Here is an 18,535-nt window from a genome sequence, read left to right on the forward strand (position 1 = left end):
TATATTTGTGTCACACTCATGACGGAAAAATTACTTCAATATCTTTGGAACTATAAGGTTTTCAAACATTTTGACTTCAAGGATATTGAAGGGAACGCCGTTGAAATATTAGACTTCGGAAAATGGAATACAGATTCCGGTCCGGATTTCCTGACGGCGAAAATTAAAATCAACAATATTATTTTAGCCGGAAATATCGAGCTTCACATAAAATCTTCCGACTGGATTTTCCATAATCATTCCCAGGATCCCAATTATCAAAACATCATCCTTCACGCTGTTTTCCAGAATGATATTGAGATTGATGAGCTTAAAAATAAAAACGTCCCTACACTGGAACTGAGAAATCACATTGATGAAAGCATTCTCTGGAAATATGAAAAGCTCATCAGTGGAAATCAGTTCATTCCTTGCGAGAATATATTTGATCCGAAAAAAATCCCGGTCAACTTCCATGAAGAAAATATTCTTAAAAAGCTGGAAGAAAAATCTTTGGAAATTGAGAAAAGTTTAATTCAGTTTAAAAATAATTTTGAGGCTGTTTTATTTCACAACCTTGCCTATTCTTTTGGCTTAAAGGTGAATGCGCTTATTTTTAAGCAGATTGCAGAAAGCATTGATTTTAGTATTATCAATAAAATCAGGCATAATGAGATGCAACTGGAAGCATTACTTTTCGGGATCTCCGGCTGGCTGGACAATCCCGTAGACGAACAAATGAAAATCTGGAAACGCGAATTTGATTTTCTTAAAGCTAAATTTTCTATTTCCGAATTAAAATTTCACCCAAAGTTCCTCAGATTACGGCCTCCAAATTTTCCTACCATCCGCCTTTCACAGCTTGCCAATCTGTATCATCAGCATCAAAGCTTATTTTCGAAAATTATTAATGCGAAAAATTCTGATCAGCTGTTCGAAATATTTAAAACGGTAAAAGCTTCCGAATACTGGAATAATCATTTTAATTTCGGAAAAATATCTACTGTTGATCAGCCAAAAGTTGTAAGTAAGGATTTTATTGAATTGATTATTTTAAATACCATTTTACCTTTAAAATATACTTATCACAAATACCACAACGAAGAAATTGCAGACGAGATTCTGGTTTTCTATACTCATCTTTCAGCAGAAAAAAATTCAATTACAACCGATTGGAAAAAGCTTGGAGCCCCGTTGAAAACAGCTTTGGAAAGCCAAAGTCTGATTTATCACTTCAAAAATTCCTGTGAAGAAAAAAATTGCTTAAATTGCAGTATTGGATTTAAAATTTTAAAAGAATCTTCAAATGTTTGATAATATCCGTCATAAAATGGAAAGAGAATGGTTTGGCGTTCTTACAAGAACCGGCGCCAAGCTGGGAATTCCCGTATCTAAGCTGAGAGTTTTTTTCATTTACTCTACTTTTGCTACAGCAGGTTTTTTCTTTCTTATTTATCTCGGATTAGCCTTCACACTTTGGGTAAAAGATATTTTTATTACCAGAAGACCCAATGTTTTTGACCTATAAATCATGGAATTTTTACACATTATTTCTCCTGACGATTACAGAGTCCAGGAAATCTTCGCATCATACTGCAGTACTTTTCCGGAGGCGGAACGGAGGAATGAGGCACAGTTTGCAGCTTTATTCTCCCATCCTGATGTAAAAATTATTTCCGTTTTACATGAATCAAAAAATATCGGCTATCTCATTATCTGGGAACTGAGCTGTTTTACTTTTGTAGAACATTTTGAAGTTTTTGCAGCATTCAGGAATCAGAAACTGGGTTCGCATATCATCAATTATTTATTCGAAAATTATCCCAGAATTGTCCTTGAAGTTGAACACGGACATTCTAATGATGACGCCTTAAGAAGATTTTCATTTTATCAGAAAAACGGCTTTCATCTGATTGATGAGCTATACGTACAGCCAAGCTACGGCGAAGGAAAAAGCCCATTGGATCTATGGCTGCTGGCTAATTACATCCCTGAGAATTTAGAGGAAGTTAAAGACGAAATATATGACGTTGTTTATCATTAAGAAAATCTGAAATGTCTCGAAAATTTCATTTATTTGAGGTCTTCAGCCTTGCTGTGAAGATTGGGATTGTTTCATCCATTCTCAATAATGCTCCCGAAAGATTTTTAGCCCTTACAAAAATTCTTGACTGAGGTTTTTCCAAAAAAGCAAATTCAATAAATTCTGAAATTCTTTCCTGCGGAATACCCTGTTTCGTAAAATAATCATCTTCCACTCTGTCCCGGACCCATTTGATGTGCTCCTGCAGATCATCATATCTGTACTGGCGCTTTTGTCTTCTTGCCTTTCCGCTCACCAGGTCGTAAACACCCTGCACATTCAGACTTCCCAACAGCATCGGTAACAGAACCTGCTTTACTTCTGCCGGTTTTTCCCTCATTTTCCCGGCCGGCTGGGGAAGCCCTACTGCATCTTCTACAATCTGTCCTTTATCCACTTTTGCCACTCTTCTTGAGTCTTTTTCCAGATCTCCGGTAATTTTTGTAAGCTCCACTTCTTCAATTTCCTGAATAATTCTAATCATTTTTACAAAGAGAAACGGATTATTTCCATTGGCTAAAACCCTGGTAGAAGCCCTTTCAAAGCCTGTTTTTATAAATCTGATTTCATCATTGGGAGAAGCTTCAATAGAAAACTCTCCGGAAGAATTGGTCAATACTTTTTTATCAGAGGAAATATTAATGACCGTAACAGCAGACAGATCATTATTATTTTCATCCGAAATCTTTCCCGTTACCATTTGCTGCGAATAAAAACCAGCAGACAGAAGAAGAAAAGCAAAGTAGAAAAATCTGGCAATTGTTCCTTTCATAAGAATTAAACTAAGGCGTTTTATACGTAGAAATTCTGTTAAGGACAGCGCTTTTAAACCTGTTTATATCCGCCTCGCTGCAATATCCGTATTTTAAAATTGTTTTTCTTTCAAATCCGGTTCTGAAAATATAAAGAATAAAATGCTGTATTTGTGGTTTACTAACCTTTAAATCCTCAAAAAACTTATCTCCTAAAGCCGTCTGAAGATAGCTCATGAAATCCACATCATCCCACTTGTTTTTAATTTTACCAATAGTAAAAGTTCCCTTTGTAACAGGCTGTACAAACTCTCCCGGTCTTGCCGCCAAAACTCTTGGATCAGATTTTTGCGCCATATATTTTCCAAGATCATTTTTCAGCTTTTGTACTTTTCTTGGAGGATTCAGGTTTTTTGCATCTACTTTAAGGTCTCCTGTTATGCCTTTTTTAATCTCCACTTCAGCAATCAGCGTGGCTGCCCTTATTAAAGTGACATTAATCGGTGAGGTGATATTTTCCTTAGTTACCTTTCTGTTTGCCCGCTCAAAGCCCGTTCTTACGAATCTAAGCTCATCGCCGGCGCGGCCGGAAATCATGAAATGACCGTCCCGATTGGTGGTTACCCTTTCATCAGTTCTTATATTGATAACGGTGACATCCTGCATTTCCACATTATTTTCAGAAACAATCTTTCCGAAGATATAATCCTGGGCATTAGAATGGATGAAAAAAAGAGAAAATAGAAAAAAGAATAGTTTAAGTTTCACTGGCTATTTTTTATAAAGCAAAACTAAAGTTATTTTTAAATTAAATGATAAGTTTAACCACAGTTAACTTGTTTTAGGAATTATTTTAGAAATTTCATTTCAAAAAGTGTTAAATAGTGAATTAAATTTGTTAAAATTTCATTTAAAAATTAGCTAACTTGCACTATTAATCGATTCAGAAAATGCAAAATTCTTATACAGTTATCAATGCTTCAGCGGGTTCGGGGAAAACGTATGCCCTTGTTCAGCGCCTGTTGATGATCTGTCTTCGGTATCCTAATCAGCAGCAGTCGATAAGGAATATTCTGGCACTGACTTTCACGAATAAGGCTGCCAATGAGATGAAAGAAAGAATTTTGACCTGGCTGGGAAATTTTTCGGCTGAGAGTTTCGCTGAAAATGTAGATTTAATAAATATTCAGAAAGCCTTTGAAGAAGAAGGTTTAAAAATTACCATAGACGAACTTCATCATCGTGCAAAGAAGCTGCTGGATTACATTCTTCATAATTATTCCACATTAAATATCGGGACAATTGACCGTTTCAACTCTCGTCTGGTAAGAAGTTTTTCCTATGAGTTAGGTTTGGCTAAAAATTTCAACCTTGAAATAGAAGCGGAACCTTTTCTGATTGAAGCTGTCGATAAAATGCTTGATCAGATCGGAGAAAATGAAGTAATTTCCAATTCATTTATGGATTATGTAGATTACAGCCTTGAAAATAATGAAAGGATTAATTTAAATAAAAACCTCTATGATTCCGCAAAGGAATTTGTAAAAGACATTCATTACGAGCATCTTAAAAACAATAAAGACTTCGACAATACGAATTATGAAAATATAAAAAATACGCTGCGGAAAGAAATTGTTTTTAATAAAAAGAAGGCTGTGGAGATTGCAACAAAATCTATTGAATTATTCCAGTCAAGAAATATTGAGATCGAAGATTTTGCACAGGGAAAAAATGGAATCGGAGGATTTTTTACTAAAGTTTTAGATTTTTACAATCAAAAAAGGCCGGGTTTCCCTTTTCCTACCACGCTGGAAGAATCTGTAGTCAACAATTACACAAAAGGCGCTTCGTCAAAGGCAAAAAGCAAAGAAGCGGATATTTTTGAAATTCTGGATCAGCTTCTGGAAAACAGAATGCAGCTGATTCTTTTATACATTGAAACGCAAAAAAAAGAGAAAATTTTATCCGCGTTGCTCCCTTTGAAAGTTAACAAAGATATTCAGGATGAATTGAAGAAAATTGAAGACGAAAATGACCTTGTTTTACTTTCTAAATTCAATATTTTAATTAACGAAAATCTTCGTAATGAGCCTTCCGCTTTTATTTATGAAAAAGTAGGTTCACAGTTTCAGCATTATTTTTTTGATGAATTTCAGGATACTTCCGAACTGCAGTGGCAGAATTTTGTTCCGCTCAGAGACCATTCTGTGTCGATGGAAAATACTTCATTTACGCTGGTTGGGGATCCAAAGCAAAGTATCTACCGTTTTCGCGGCGGTGAAAGCAAGCTAATGCTGGATATTATCAATAAAAAAGAAATATCACCTAAAGAAGCGGCTCTTCTCATTTTAAAAGACAACTGGAGAAGTGCAAAAAATATTGTAAAATTTAACAATGACCTTTATAAATTTCACTCTGATATTTTAGAGGAAGAACATAAAAATATTTTCGGGACGGACGCTGAACAAACCCCGAAATCCGGAATTGAAGGCCGGGTAAAAGTAAATCTTATTGAAAATCTCACCAATGAAGATTTTTACAATGACACTTCAGAAAGGATGCGGAAAGATATTCAGGAAAGCCTGGATAATGGTTTTAAATTTTCCGACATTACCATTCTGTGCCGTGGAAATTTTGATATTTTCAGTTATTCTCAAAAGTTAGGAACTTTAAAAGTTAATTATAAAGGCGAGGAAACCAACATCAAAACGATCTCGGAAAAAGGCCTTACACTGGAGCTATCCAATACGCTGAAGGCTGTGATTGAGTTTCTGAAATGGGAAGTGAATCCTAAGAATAAACCTAATTTAATCATGATGATGTATTATTTGAATAAATTAGGAAGAATTCACATGGCAGATTTCACACTGGAAATGAAAGAAATTCTAGATATTGAATCTCATGAAGAAATTTTGCAATTTATCCTGCACAAATACGCATTAAAACTTAAGCAAGATCATTTCCCTAAGTTTAATTTATACAATTTCGTAGAATATTATATCAACGAATTTTCGGTTGAAAATAAGGAGACAGATTTTCTTTTGAACTTTTTGGAAATGCTCTTCAATTTTACACAAAATGCCGGTGCAAGCACGAAAGAATTTCTAAAATATTGGGATGAAGAGGCTTCCACCTACACCATTCAGGCTTCGGAAAATATTGATGCGATACAGATTATGACCATCCATAAAGCGAAAGGACTGGAATTCCCGATTGTTTTTATCCCAATGATGAATAAAAACCGGGATGCTGAATTTACCAACTGGTTTGAAACCAATCAGGATGCAGTATTAAAATCTGTGAATATCAATCAGTTCAGTAAAAACCTCGAAGTTTACGATCCCGAAATTGAAAAATTCAACAAGCAGAATTCTTACAAAAATTTTGTTGACAGATTATGCCTGCAGTATGTAGCCACGACGCGGCCTGTGGAGCAATTGTTTTTTTACATTCAAAAAGCGAATAAAACTTCAAATAATCTTGAACTTCTGGAATTTCTTCAATCCAGAAATACGGAAAATCTTGACGAATTTGATCTGTATGATGTACATCCTGAAATATTGAAAAAACATTCCAAAGATAAAACCTCAACTTTTAAAACAAAAGATATTCGTGTTTTAAAGAATATCAGCGAAAAAAATACTTCTATAAAGATTGCCACTCCGTCTAAAAATTATCAGGTAAGAAATGAGAAAGTAAGAGTAGGGCTTTTTGTTCATGAATTATTGTCCCAGATTAATACCTCAAAAGACATTGCAAAGGTCTTGGAATGCTATGTTCTGGAAGGTCATATCACTGTGGAAGAAAGCATTGAAATTGAAGAAAAATTAAGACATATCATAGAAACTTATCATGAATATTTTGATAAAAAATGGGAAGTAATCAATGAAAAAGACATTATGATTTCCGAAAACGGCGAAAGCCGGGTTTATCGTCCGGACCGTATTCTGAAGGGAGAAGAAGGCTATATAATTGTAGATTTTAAAACCGGAGAAGAAACTTCAAAAAATGAAAGGCAAATAGAAAATTATAAGAATATTTTACAAAAATTAGGAAGAAAGGTTTTGAAAACGCAGTTGATTTATTTGTAAATAGGCACATATTTTGCACGTTCAGTTCAAATAAAAAAACAAATGAGAAAAATTTCACAAATAGCGCTTATTGCTATTCTTATTTCGTGCGGTAAGGATAAAATCGAACCTGCAAATTCAACTTCCACCACTCAAAGCGAGTCAACTCCTGAAACTCCTGTAGCAACATCGGCAGAGGAGGTTTCCGGAACATGGGTTGCGGATAATTTTCTGGAAGGCATCAAAAAAACAAAATCCGTTTACCAGAACAGGGACAGCAAAACTAAAGTCTTATTTTTCACTCTTGATAAAAATGAACTTCTGAATAGCGTAGGTATGCTGAAAGGATTTACTGCTCATGAGGGTGGCTATGATGTACAAATCAAATTTGATGAAAGCAAAAAAGCTTTTGCAAAAGATGAAAGAATAAAAGTTAATAATGCCGATTTTGAAGAATCCTTTGAACTAAAAATGAACGGTTCTAAGAAGCTTGAGATGGTAATGTCCGGCAAAACGGAAGTATATCAAAAAATAAACAGCGACCTTGCTGCGGAATTAAGAAAAATCCTTTTTGAAGGAAACTACACTGAGAAAGGGGCTCCAACTAAAATTACTTTCGGAAGCGATGGCAAGGTTAATTTTAAAGATTATACTAAATATGATGTAATTTACGATTTTGCTGACGGGACTCAAAAATTTGACGGAATCCTTCTATCTAAAGGAAACTCTACCGATTCTGATCTGTATCAGTTTAAAATAAATGGAAAGACCCTGGAGCTTCAGCTTATGCACGAAAATGAAAAAGACAGAACATTAAAGCCTGAAGGTAATAAAATTGTTCTGACCAAGGAATAATCTTATTCTTATATAAAAATTTCGGAGGCCTCGTCATGACGAGGCCTCCGATTTTATTGCTGATAAATATATTAAGTCTTAAGCCGTTGCATCCGGAGTAAAAACTCTCTGAGCCAGCTCCTGATCAAAAAGATACAATGCAGACGGATTGTCGCTTACCATTTTGATTTTAGTAACGTACTGTGAAGCACTTGCTTCCTCTTCCACCTGCTCGTTGATAAACCACTGAAGAAAAGAAGTTGTAGCAAAATCACCTTCGTCATTGGCGTTTTTCACGATATTGAAAATACTTTTTGTAACTTTTTGTTCGTGTTCTAAAGCTTTTTCGAAAATATCGATAGCTCCTAAGAATTCATGTGGCGGCTTTGGAATTTCTCCGATAATGATTTCGCCTCCCACATCATTCAAATAATCAAACATTTTATCTGCGTGCATCAGCTCTTCTTTGCTCTGCACTCTGAAATAATTCGCAATACCGTCAAGATCCTTTGCCGAAAACCAGGCAGACATTGAAAGGTAATATTGTGCGGCGTATTGTTCGTGAGCTATTTGTTCGTTAATTAATTGCGCAATTTTCTTGCTAACCATAAGTAATAAATTTTACAGTCAAAATTAGGGAATAAATGCCCGAAATCAAAAGTTTTAGTCTATTAAATAAAAAAAGGACGGAATGAATCCCGTCCCTTACACATTAAAAATCAAAATTATAAACTGTTAATTAGCAGCCGGAGCAGCTGTAGTCATTGGTTTTTTCATCATTTTCCCTCCTTTCATGCCTCTTTCTTTCATTGCCATTTTTCTCTTCTCCATTTTTTCTTTTCTGTCTGCCTGCCATTTTCCATATTGTTCAGGAGTTAAAATCTGCTTCATCTCAGCATCCATTTCCGCTCTTTTTGCCTTCATCTGTTCCATCTTAGCCTGTCTTGTTTCTTTGTTTTTATCGAAGTTGGCTTTCATTTCAGATTTTTTCTTTTCGTGAAGTGCTTTGATTTTATCTACCTGATCCTGGCTTAAGTTTAAGTCTTTTTGCATTTGAGCCAGATGTTCCTGTTCTCTTTGCTGGAACTTCTGTTTCATTTCCGCTCTTTTTGCTTCTTTTTCCTGAGGAGTTGGAGTTGTCTGTTGTGCCATTGCAAAACCTCCCATTCCGATAAATGCTATTGCTAAAACTAATTTTTTCATCTTTTTAAAATTTTTAATTATTTAATTAATTGTTATACATCTTTTTGATTATTAGTTAAAACTAAAGTTAAAAGACAACATTCATAAAAAAATGTTAAATTTTGATATTAATTTGAAAATAGTAAAAATAAAAAAGAGCAGATCCTAAAACCTGCCCTTCACACCACTTAAATATAATATATGAAAATTAATTCTTTGCAAATCCGTTTCTGAAACCTCCGTTTCCTCTGCCCTGTCCGCCATTATTTTGCTGTCTCGGAGCAGCATTTTCACTTCTTCTGGAACCGCCGTCATTTCGGAATCCTCCTCCATTATTTTCTCTTCTTGGAGCGCTTTCTCTTCTTACTTCATTATTTCCACGGAAGCCGCCGTTATTTCTGATACCTTCGTTTCTGTTATTGTCTGCTCTTTCAGATCTGAAACCTCCATTGTTGCTTCTTACCCCATTGTCATTGTTTCCTACTCCATTATTTTCATTTCTGAAACCAGAATTGTTATTATTTCTGTTTTCTGCCTGACCGCGGAAACCACCGTTATTATCTCTCACAGGTCCACGGAATCCGTTATTCGGTCTTTGGGATCTTACAATATTGAACGTAGGGTTGTCATATCTTCGGAATTTTGCTCTGTCTACTCTATAGATATTGATGTTTACGTTTCTGTAACGAGGCATCGGTCTGCAGATGGAAGCATAATGCGTTCTTCTGTAATTTTGAAAATATACTACCGGGCTGTATCCGTGATAATAATTGTTTTGGAAAACTACAAAAACTCTCGGTCCTAAAATTCTCTGCAGCGCATAGAATCTGTCGTAATACCATCTGTCCGGGTTGTATCTGTAGTAATTATTCCATGATGAAAAGCTTACATATAAGTTATTCAGCCTTAAAATCTGGTCAATCTGCCATGGAGCCAATCTGTTTTGATTAAAGAACACATTCCAGTTGATACTTACAATGCTGTTTCTGTAATCATTATAATTGCTTTGGTAATAGTTGCTTGGATAATAATCCTGAGGATAGTTATAATAGTAATCATCAGGGAAATAGTTCTGATCGTCCTGGTCACTGTAATAGCCGTCATTTTCATAATATCCGTCATCATCACCCCATCCGTTATTTGGATACTGCTGAGCAAACGACAAAGTCGCAAAACTCATAGCAAAACCGATTAATATTTTTTTCATTTTATAGTCGTTAATTGGTTAATATATAGTAGAATATCTTATTCTATCTTTTGGATATAAATAAAAAAAAGAAGTTAAATCTTTCGACATAACTTCTTTAAATTATTTATTAACTATTTGATAATCAAATGTTAAATTTACAGCCTTCCGCTATCTTTTATCCAGTTTGCAATTTTTTCGTTAAAAGATTCTTTTTGCTTTAAATCTTCAAGGTTAATATGCATTCTGTATCGCCAATAGTGTGGAAATATCGCCGGATTGTTAATTCTTTCATTGTCCATTTCCTTATTCATAAGCTCTTTATCTGTTGCCAGAAACTCCTGAATCGGGAAAATAGCCAGCATGGCATCATTATAAAGATGCTGTTTCATAATGATTTCCGCGATGTGGGAATCTATTTCTTCAGGGGCTTTTCCGTACTGTACCAGCTGCTGGTTAAAGTATTTCTGGGTTAAAGCAGGATCTTCTGTCCACCACTGCCTCAAAGTAGAACTGTCATGCGAAGAAGCCGTTACCACATTGAGATAACCTGCATTTTTCGGATTATAAAAAGGAATATCATCAGACGGCATCCGTTGTACTTTCAAAGCAATGATTGCCAGCTCATCCATAACTACAGGAACGCAGTCCGGAACCATTCCCAGATCTTCCCCACAAATAAGCATTTTTGTCGCATTAAGGATCACAGGGAGCTTTTCCATAGCCTTCTCATACCATAAATGATCCTGTCTCCTGAAGAAGTAATCATGGTATAGATCATAAATGGATTTCTTTTCCCAATCCGACAAATATTGATATGAATCTGTGTGATAAACATTAAATCTCGGGTGATAAACTATCTGTCCGTTTCTTTCTTCAATTAAAAATAAAACATTGGCACAAAGTGATATTAGCTGCTCTTCAATATCTCCTCGCGGGTTTTTCTTAAAGAAATCAGCTAGCTTTCGCTGTGTATTGAATTCCTCTTTAAATGAATAAGTTCCGTCCTGATTATTATTAATAAATTCAAGAGCTTTAGCCCTGTTATCACCAAAATATTTCCAAAGAATCTCATCATTAATGAAAGGCTTGCAATATCTGTCAAAATTAAACGGAATATGCCATGCATTGAATTCCTCTAATGTAATAGGAACCGCAGGATAAAAATACCCCAAAATGCCCTGAGTAGCAGAAATTGGCATTCTCCAGATTCTGAAAAACCCTAAAATATGGTCAATTCTCATTGCATCAAAATACTGCTCCAATGCTTTGAACCTGTTTTTCCACCATTGATAATCATCATCTTTCATGGCTTCCCAATTGTACGTTGGGAATTCCCAGTTTTGCCCTAATTCCGTAAACTGATCCGGTGGTGCTCCCGCCTGGAAATCCATTCCGAACAATTCCGGCTCCGTCCAGGCTTCCACAGAATGCCTGTAAATGCCGATCGGCAGATCCCCTTTCACGGAAATTCCCAGACTATGTGTATAATCAATCGCATCTTTCAGCTGCTTATGAAGCTGGTACTGAACCCATGCATGAAGCATTGAAGCATCATAATCCTTGCTTTTCGCCGAGAAAAACTGTGAAATTTTGCCTGCAATATATTTTTTATGAGTCTTCCATTCATTGAAGTTCGGGGTTTTGTATTTGTCTCTCAAAACACAAAACGCAGAATACGGAATGAGCCACGACTCATTATCCTTTATAAATTTTTTAAAATTTCTGTCTTTATAAATTTTGTCTTTATCTTCTTGAAAAACAGCTTTCAGGTATTTCCATTTTCCGGAAATCACCCTTTCGTAATCAATCAGGTCTAAAGCATTTAACTCTGATTTTTCGGTTTCATATTCTTCTACTAAATCTTTCGGTAGTTCAAAATCAAGATTTTCGAGAGAAATATACTGTGGATGCAGCGCATAAACCGAGACTGCCGCGTATGGATAAGAATCCGTCCAGGAATAATTAGCCGTTGTATCATTGATCGGGAGAATCTGGATTATTCCCAATTGGGTTTCATTAGCCCAGTCTGCCAGTTTTTTCATATCAGAAAATTCTCCAACCCCAAAACCATCTTCTGTTCTCAAAGAAAAGACAGGAATCGCAACACCCGCATCATGATACATCTGATACAGCTTAAATTTGAAATAATGATTGGAAACAATCTGCAGAACATCTTTCAAAGGATTCGGTAATGCAAACCTGTTTTCACCTGTTTCTACATCAATTATTTTATTTTCTCTGATATCGAAAAGGCAGTATTTATACTGAATAAATTCATTTTCAGGAATTTCAACGGAAGCCTCCCAAATCCCAAAGTCTGTCTGGCAGAAATGAATGGCATTTTCATAACTCCAATTGCCCAAAGATGTAGTGCTGCCTATCAGAACGATCTTCCAGTCGGGGTTATAAATCGGGGCTTCTATCCTGAATAAATGGGTATGCTTTTTTAAAACCGAAACTTTTTCCGGAGAAAAATGATTCAGCTTGTTGTAAAGAATTTTATTATTTAAATAATTTTCGGGGAAATTTTTATTATTCCATTCATCGAAAATCATAAATTCTTTGTAGTTGTGCGGAAAATTAAGATAATGCGGAACAAATTCCTCCCTTATCATATTCCCTCTTTCATCTAAAAGCTGATAATGATAAGAAATGGCTTTTGAAAAGTAATCAACCTCACATTTCCACAAACCATTCTCAGAATAAAACATAGTATGAGTCTGAGATACAGCATTTTCTTCATTAATAACCACCTGCAGTTTTTCTCCAACTTTTGCGCTGTAACCTACATTAAAGTATAGCTTCATTTACATTTTTTTATAAAAATACATTTTAATCTCGAAAAATAAAACTAATTGAATGTCAAATATTCATTAAAAAAAACCTTCTCAAAATATTTCGAAAAGGTTTTTGTATTTATTTTAATTAAAGATTATTCCGTTACCAGAATTTTCTTGTTTAATAATATTTTCCCTGATTTATCTGTAATGCTCACCAGATAAGCTCCGCTCACCAGGTTTTTAAGATTAACCTGTTGGTTTAATAGTCCGTCTTTTACAGATAGATTTTGCTTCATGACGTTTTTACCGGACAGATCAAAAACATTTACTTTAATATTTCCTTTTACAGATTTATCATTCACATTTACATTGATAATGTGCTCATCCACTCTGGTTGGATAAATATCAAGGTTAGCAAAAACAGTATTGGAAACAGCTTTATCATTCACGAAATATTTACTTGCTAAATCGTAAATATGTAAATTCTGCTCGCCTGCCATTTGTTTTGCCTCTAAAGTTTCAAGATTCACTTCATACAAAGGAGCGCCTTTTGCACTTGCAATCACTACATTTCCTTTTGCGTTTACAGCAGAACCGTTTACTGAATAGTTTTCAGGAATTCCGGAAATTTTACCTATAAATTTTGCTTTTAAATCTTTTGCAGAAACTTTAAAAACATTTCCGTATGCTGAAAAAACATAGAAATTATTTTCTGCATCGGCAATCATATCCCCCCCAAAGCCCGTCTGAATCATTGTAAAAGAATTTTTACCATTCGAACGGTCATCTTTTATAATTCCGAGGTCATTTACCACATATTGGTTTCCTTTTTTGCTGATCTGCAGGAACTGTGTTCCGGCGTTATTGATGGCGTAAATATTTCCATCATAACCCGTTGTCATTCTTGTGATATGAGAATTAATATCGCAGGAAGTTACTTTTGCAACATTGTTTTCAACCAAAGTAATTTCTTTTGTTTTTGAATTTAAAACATAAATATTGGAAGAAAACATCGGCATATACACCAGATTGTTATTGGAAGAATCAAAAGCCAGAGTCGCCATATTCACTGCCTGAGCATTGTTGTACGTATTTTTATCCTCAGTTACAGCGCCGTTTCTTGTTTGAGAAAAAACTTTTGCAGGAGAATCAGCCGTAAAGATCTTCTCACCCGAAGTACCGTTTGATGTATCTATGGTGCGGAAATCATTGAAAACAATACTCGGCGTATCTTTTCCTACCAGTGCGAAAATATCTTGTTGTGCGTTTGCGTTTGCTCCTATTAAAAGCAAAAACAAAGGGAATAAATGTTTTTTCATATTATAAATTTTAGTTTTTAATCATTTTAGTATGACTAAATTACGTAATTTTTAAATTGAATTTTAAAAAAATTCCATGGCTTGAAAAATTATTTACTTCCATATTTGTCAATACGTAAGCAATGTTTAAAATAGAATGATATAATTCGTGCTTAGATCCGTTAATTGAAATGATAAAATTTATATATAAAAAAACTCCTACAAAATTGCAGGAGTTAATATAAATATTTTAAAATTCTAGTTCAAAACATAAGTTGTTCCGTCACGGCCGTCTTTCAGCTCAATACCTTCTGCAAGCAGCTTATCACGAATTTGATCTGAAAGTTCGAAGTTCTTCGATTTTCTGGCCTGATTTCTTAATTCAATTAAAACTTTTAAGGTCTGATCCAGTTTTTCATTGTTGTTCTCTTCAATGGTCTGTAAACCTAAAACATCAAAAATCAAAGCAATTAAAGTAGATTTTAAATCCTCTAAATCTTTAGTTGAAATTGTTTCCTTACCGTCATTTAAAGCAAAAATATATTTTACGGCTTCAAATAAGTGGGCAATTAAAACAGGCGAATTGAAATCGTCCGTTAAAGCATCATAGGCTTTACCTTTCCATTCCTCCAGATTGAAAACTGATTGTTTTTCATCATTCGGAGTAATTGAATTTAGAACTTTAATCGCTTCCATTAATCTGATAAAACCTTTTTCGCTGGCAATCATCGCATCATTGGAAATATCCAAAACACTTCTGTAGTGAGCCTGTAAAAAGCAAAAACGAACAATCGACGGATGGAAGGGCTTTTCAAAGAAATCATTCTCTCCTGTTACCAACTGCATCGGCAGAATATAATTCCCTGTTGATTTGCTCATACGCTGAGAATTCATTGTCAGCATATTAGCATGCATCCAGTAATTTACCGGAGCGGTATCATTGCAGGCCTTTCCCTGTGCAATTTCACATTCATGGTGTGGAAATTTCAGGTCCATTCCTCCTCCATGGATATCAAAAGTTTCACCTAAATATTTCGTACTCATTGCAGTACATTCAAGATGCCAACCCGGAAAACCTTCTCCCCAGGGCGAATTCCATCTCATGATATGTGCCGGAGAAGCCTTTTTCCAAAGGGCAAAATCCTGCGGATTTTTCTTTTCACCCTGCCCGTCCAAATCACGGGTATTTGCAAAAAGCTCTTCGATATTTCTTTTTGAAAGTTCACCATAATTTAAACCTCTCCTGTTATATTCCAACACATCGAAATACACGGAACCGTTGCTTTCATAAGCGAATCCTCTTTCGATAAGTTTTTGGGTTAATTCAATCTGCTCCACGATATGTCCTGTAGCTGTCGGCTCAATATTCGGAGGCAATAAATTAAACATATCCAGAACTTTATGAAAATCCACCGTATATTTCTGTACGATTTCCATTGGCTCCAGTTTTTCCAGACGGGTTTGTTTTACAAATCTGTCATTATCCACATTTCCATCGTCTGTAAGGTGACCCGCATCGGTAATATTTCTTACATATCTTACCTTGTAGCCAAGATGCGTAAGGCTTCTGTAAATAAAATCGAAGGAGAGAAAAGTTCTTACATTTCCCAAATGCACGTTGCTGTAAACAGTGGGTCCACAAACGTACATCCCAACATTTCCTTCTAAAATTGGTTTAAATATTTCTTTTTCGCCTGTAAGCGAGTTGTATATTTTTAGTTGCATTTATTTTAAATTAAATTGAATTGTTTTTAACGCAAAGTGCGCAAGATTTTTGGACTACTAACTGTTTTTTAAAGTTCGAAGGCGTTCTACTCAGCAAAGATCACAAAATCTCTTCAACTATATCTATTTTCGGATAATCATAAGCATAACGTTTAAGCTTTAAAAATCAGCCAGACAGATTCTGTCACAACAAATAATCGTTGTAATAAAAATCTTGTCTGAAACTTTTTTAAATTTTATCATTATTAAATAGCTTTTAAGTGATGCCACAAATGATCAATATAATCATTAATTATAAATTCCAGTGTGAAAACCTGAGGATCGGTTTTTGTCATATCACAGGTTCTTGTGAGCGCTTCGTCAGGAATATTTTCTACTGTATTTACCAGCTGAAAATTCAAAAATTTCCATAAGCTGATGATATCCTGTGTCGGCACATTCTGGTAATTCTGAGCTTTTACCCAAAAATCCTGATCATATACGATATTCTCGTTTTCTTTATATTGTGTAATCACAAATCTCCTGATATTCGCCATTGCGCTGTCACAAAGATGACCTAGAATTTCTTTTTTAGACCATTTTTCCGGAGAAGATTTGTAAGTCCAGTCTTCCTCATATATTTCCTGAAATCTCAGAAGCTGTTCTTCAACAATATTTTTTAGAATTTGATAATCCATTTACTTCAAATTTAATCCAATTTTGCGTGACTTCCTACATAATGCAGAAATTCCTGCCTTGTAATAGGATTGGTCTTGAAAATCCCGCTCAATTCCGCGGTTATGGTAGAGCTTGCCGTGTCTTTAATTCCCCTGCAGTTAACACAAAGGTGTTTTGCGTCAATGATACATGCTACATTTTTAGTTCCCAAAGCTTCTTTCAGGGCGTTTACAATCTGCATGGTCAGCCTTTCCTGAACCTGCGGCCTTTTTGCGTAATAATCTACAATCCTGTTGATTTTTGAAAGCCCGATCACCTCTCCGTTTGAAATATAAGCCACGTGCGCACGGCCAATAATCGGAAGGAAATGATGTTCACAGAAAGAATATACCGTGATATCTTTTTCCACCAGCATCTGGCTGTACTTATATTTATTGGAAAATGTGGAAATCCCCGGCTTATTTTCCGGCAGCAATCCTCCAAAAATTTCATTGACGTACATTTTTGCGACCCTTCTCGGAGAATCTTTTAAAGAATCATCCGTCATATCCATCCCCAACGTATGCATAATTTCCCCAAAAAGCTCGGTAATTTTTTCTATTTTTTCTTCTGGTGATTTATCAAAAGCATCTTCCCGTATAGGCGTATGTTCTTTTCCAGTGAAAATATCATCGTCGTTATCAGTAAAATCAACCATTTTTATTTAATTTGCACAAAAATACGGATAAAATCTGTTTCATTAATTTCAAATTAAACTAAAAATATTATCTTTCAAAAACACTCTCATTATTAGCCATGATTATTGTTGAAGAAGTACAGAATGAAAACCAGAGAAAAGAATTTTTAGAGTTTCCCGCGAGACTTTTTCGTGGTGATAAGAATTACATCCGCCCTTTAAATAAGGATATTGAAGATATTTTTAACCCTGAAAAAAATAAATTCTTCAAAAATGGGGAATGCACACGGTTTTTATTTAAAAATAAACAAAATCAAACGGTTGGGAAAGTTGCGGTTTTCGTTAATCATCTTTATGAACAAAAACAGCCAACGGGAGGAATGGGTTTTTTTAACTGTATCAATGATCAGGAAACAGCCAATTTTATATTTGACCACTGTAAAAAATGGCTTCAGGAAAGAGGAATGGAAGCCATGGACGGTCCGATAAACTTTGGGGAACGTGATAAATTCTGGGGACTTCTTATTGATGGTTTCATTGAGCCTTTATACGGGATGAATTATAATTTCCCTTATTACAAGGAGCTTTTTGAAAATTACGGCTTTAAAATTTATTTTGAGCAGCTTTGTTTCACCCGCCCTATTTTTGCCGAAGTTTCCCGGGTTTTTACCGTAATGCATACAAAACATAAGCGAAATCCTGATATTTCATCAAGACCGATGACGAAAAATAATCTTGAAAAATTTGCCCGGGATTTTACCGAAATTTACAACAAAGCCTGGGCAGCACACGGAGAAGGAAAGCAAATGGAAGAGGCGAAAGCTCTGAAAATGTTTAAAACCATGAAACCTATCATGAATGAACATATTTCATGGTTTGTCTACGAAAACGAAAAGCCGATTGCGATGTGGATGAATCTTCCGGATGTAAACCAGTGGTTTAAATATCTAAATGGGAAATTCGGGGTTTGGGAAAAGCTGAAATTTCTTTGGGTAAAAAGGTTCGTAAAAAATGAAAAAATGGTAGGACTGGTATTCGGTGTTGTCCCCGAGTGGCAGAGAAAAGGAATAGACGGCTACATGATCTGGGAAGGAACCCAGCACCTGAGAAAACATACCGATTTTAAGACCACAGAGCTTCAATGGATAGGTGATTTTAATCCAAAAATGATCAAAATTGCCGAAAGTCTTGATACCACCGTGACCAGAAAACTGGCGACTTACAGGTATTTGTTTGACAGGAATAAAGAGTTTGAACGGCATCCGATGCTTTAGTTTAGATTTCGGCGGGCTTGCCTTTGGCGAGCCCGC

Annotated in this window: 16 protein-coding genes; 6 read left to right on the forward strand and 10 right to left on the reverse strand. The window is 35.3% G+C overall.

The window, feature by feature from the left end; translation table 11 throughout:
- Positions 1 to 18 precede the first annotated feature (18 nt).
- The 3 genes from H560_RS0112225 to H560_RS0112235 are packed head-to-tail and all read left to right on the forward strand — an operon-like array spanning position 19 to position 2,023.
- Complete coding sequence (locus tag H560_RS0112225) at positions 19 to 1,293, forward strand: DUF2851 family protein (RefSeq protein WP_027380311.1); 1,275 nt, start codon at positions 19 to 21, stop codon at positions 1,291 to 1,293.
- Positions 1,286 to 1,507, forward strand: coding sequence for a PspC family transcriptional regulator (locus tag H560_RS0112230; RefSeq protein WP_027380312.1), 222 nt, complete (start codon positions 1,286 to 1,288; stop codon positions 1,505 to 1,507). The genes H560_RS0112225 and H560_RS0112230 overlap by 8 nt, the downstream gene beginning before the upstream one ends.
- Positions 1,508 to 1,510: 3 nt before the next feature.
- The gene (locus H560_RS0112235; protein WP_027380313.1) at positions 1,511 to 2,023 is read left to right on the forward strand and encodes a GNAT family N-acetyltransferase; all 513 of its coding nucleotides are present in this window, start codon (positions 1,511 to 1,513) and stop codon (positions 2,021 to 2,023) included.
- A 25-nt stretch (positions 2,024 to 2,048) separates the two neighbouring features.
- On the opposite strand, the gene H560_RS0112240 is transcribed toward H560_RS0112235, so the two are convergent.
- Both H560_RS0112240 and H560_RS0112245 read right to left on the reverse strand, forming a co-directional pair.
- Positions 2,049 to 2,834, reverse strand: coding sequence for a peptidase associated/transthyretin-like domain-containing protein (locus H560_RS0112240; protein ID WP_034752763.1), 786 nt, complete (start codon positions 2,832 to 2,834; stop codon positions 2,049 to 2,051).
- A gap of 10 nt (positions 2,835 to 2,844) precedes the next feature.
- Positions 2,845 to 3,582, reverse strand: coding sequence for a carboxypeptidase-like regulatory domain-containing protein (locus H560_RS0112245; protein ID WP_027380315.1), 738 nt, complete (start codon positions 3,580 to 3,582; stop codon positions 2,845 to 2,847).
- Between the two features lie 182 nt (positions 3,583 to 3,764).
- Here H560_RS0112245 and H560_RS0112250 point away from each other — a divergent pair, with 182 nt between their 5' ends.
- Together H560_RS0112250 and H560_RS0112255 are read left to right on the forward strand one after the other, a co-directional pair.
- Positions 3,765 to 6,905 carry a UvrD-helicase domain-containing protein gene (locus H560_RS0112250; protein ID WP_027380316.1) on the forward strand — a complete coding sequence of 1,047 codons (3,141 nt, stop codon included), beginning with the start codon at positions 3,765 to 3,767 and terminating at the stop codon, positions 6,903 to 6,905.
- Between the two features lie 42 nt (positions 6,906 to 6,947).
- On the forward strand, positions 6,948 to 7,739 hold the full coding sequence (locus H560_RS0112255) for a hypothetical protein (RefSeq protein WP_027380317.1): 792 nt from the start codon (positions 6,948 to 6,950) through the stop codon (positions 7,737 to 7,739).
- A gap of 78 nt (positions 7,740 to 7,817) precedes the next feature.
- Here H560_RS0112255 and H560_RS0112260 read toward each other — a convergent pair whose 3' ends face one another.
- The 8 genes from H560_RS0112260 to folE form a co-directional block, all read right to left on the reverse strand.
- Positions 7,818 to 8,327: a ferritin gene (locus tag H560_RS0112260; protein WP_027380318.1), complete on the reverse strand. Its 510-nt coding sequence runs from the start codon at positions 8,325 to 8,327 to the stop codon at positions 7,818 to 7,820.
- A gap of 126 nt (positions 8,328 to 8,453) precedes the next feature.
- Positions 8,454 to 8,921 carry a hypothetical protein gene (locus H560_RS0112265; protein ID WP_027380319.1) on the reverse strand — a complete coding sequence of 156 codons (468 nt, stop codon included), beginning with the start codon at positions 8,919 to 8,921 and terminating at the stop codon, positions 8,454 to 8,456.
- A 187-nt stretch (positions 8,922 to 9,108) separates the two neighbouring features.
- Positions 9,109 to 10,107 (reverse strand): hypothetical protein, encoded by a 999-nt coding sequence (locus tag H560_RS0112270; RefSeq protein WP_027380320.1) that lies wholly within the window; start codon positions 10,105 to 10,107, stop codon positions 9,109 to 9,111.
- A gap of 137 nt (positions 10,108 to 10,244) precedes the next feature.
- Entirely contained in the window at positions 10,245 to 12,896 is a 2,652-nt protein-coding gene (locus H560_RS0112275) for a 4-alpha-glucanotransferase (protein WP_027380321.1), read from the reverse strand.
- A 125-nt stretch (positions 12,897 to 13,021) separates the two neighbouring features.
- Positions 13,022 to 14,188 (reverse strand): T9SS type A sorting domain-containing protein, encoded by a 1,167-nt coding sequence (locus tag H560_RS0112280; RefSeq protein WP_027380322.1) that lies wholly within the window; start codon positions 14,186 to 14,188, stop codon positions 13,022 to 13,024.
- Positions 14,189 to 14,425: 237 nt separating this feature from the next.
- Positions 14,426 to 15,892 (reverse strand): cysteine--tRNA ligase, encoded by a 1,467-nt coding sequence (cysS, locus tag H560_RS0112285; RefSeq protein WP_027380323.1) that lies wholly within the window; start codon positions 15,890 to 15,892, stop codon positions 14,426 to 14,428.
- 245 nt (positions 15,893 to 16,137) lie between these two features.
- Positions 16,138 to 16,569, reverse strand: a complete 432-nt coding sequence (locus tag H560_RS0112290; RefSeq protein ID WP_027380324.1) for a DinB family protein — start codon at positions 16,567 to 16,569, stop codon at positions 16,138 to 16,140.
- Between the two features lie 11 nt (positions 16,570 to 16,580).
- On the reverse strand, positions 16,581 to 17,246 hold the full coding sequence (gene folE / locus H560_RS0112295; RefSeq protein ID WP_027380325.1) for a GTP cyclohydrolase I FolE: 666 nt from the start codon (positions 17,244 to 17,246) through the stop codon (positions 16,581 to 16,583).
- Positions 17,247 to 17,344: 98 nt separating this feature from the next.
- Here folE and H560_RS0112300 point away from each other — a divergent pair, with 98 nt between their 5' ends.
- Entirely contained in the window at positions 17,345 to 18,499 is a 1,155-nt protein-coding gene (locus H560_RS0112300; protein WP_034752765.1) for a hypothetical protein, read from the forward strand.
- The last annotated feature ends 36 nt before the right edge of the window (positions 18,500 to 18,535 follow it).

This window comes from Chryseobacterium daeguense DSM 19388, assembly GCF_000430825.1.
Lineage (GTDB): Bacteria > Bacteroidota > Bacteroidia > Flavobacteriales > Weeksellaceae > Chryseobacterium > Chryseobacterium daeguense.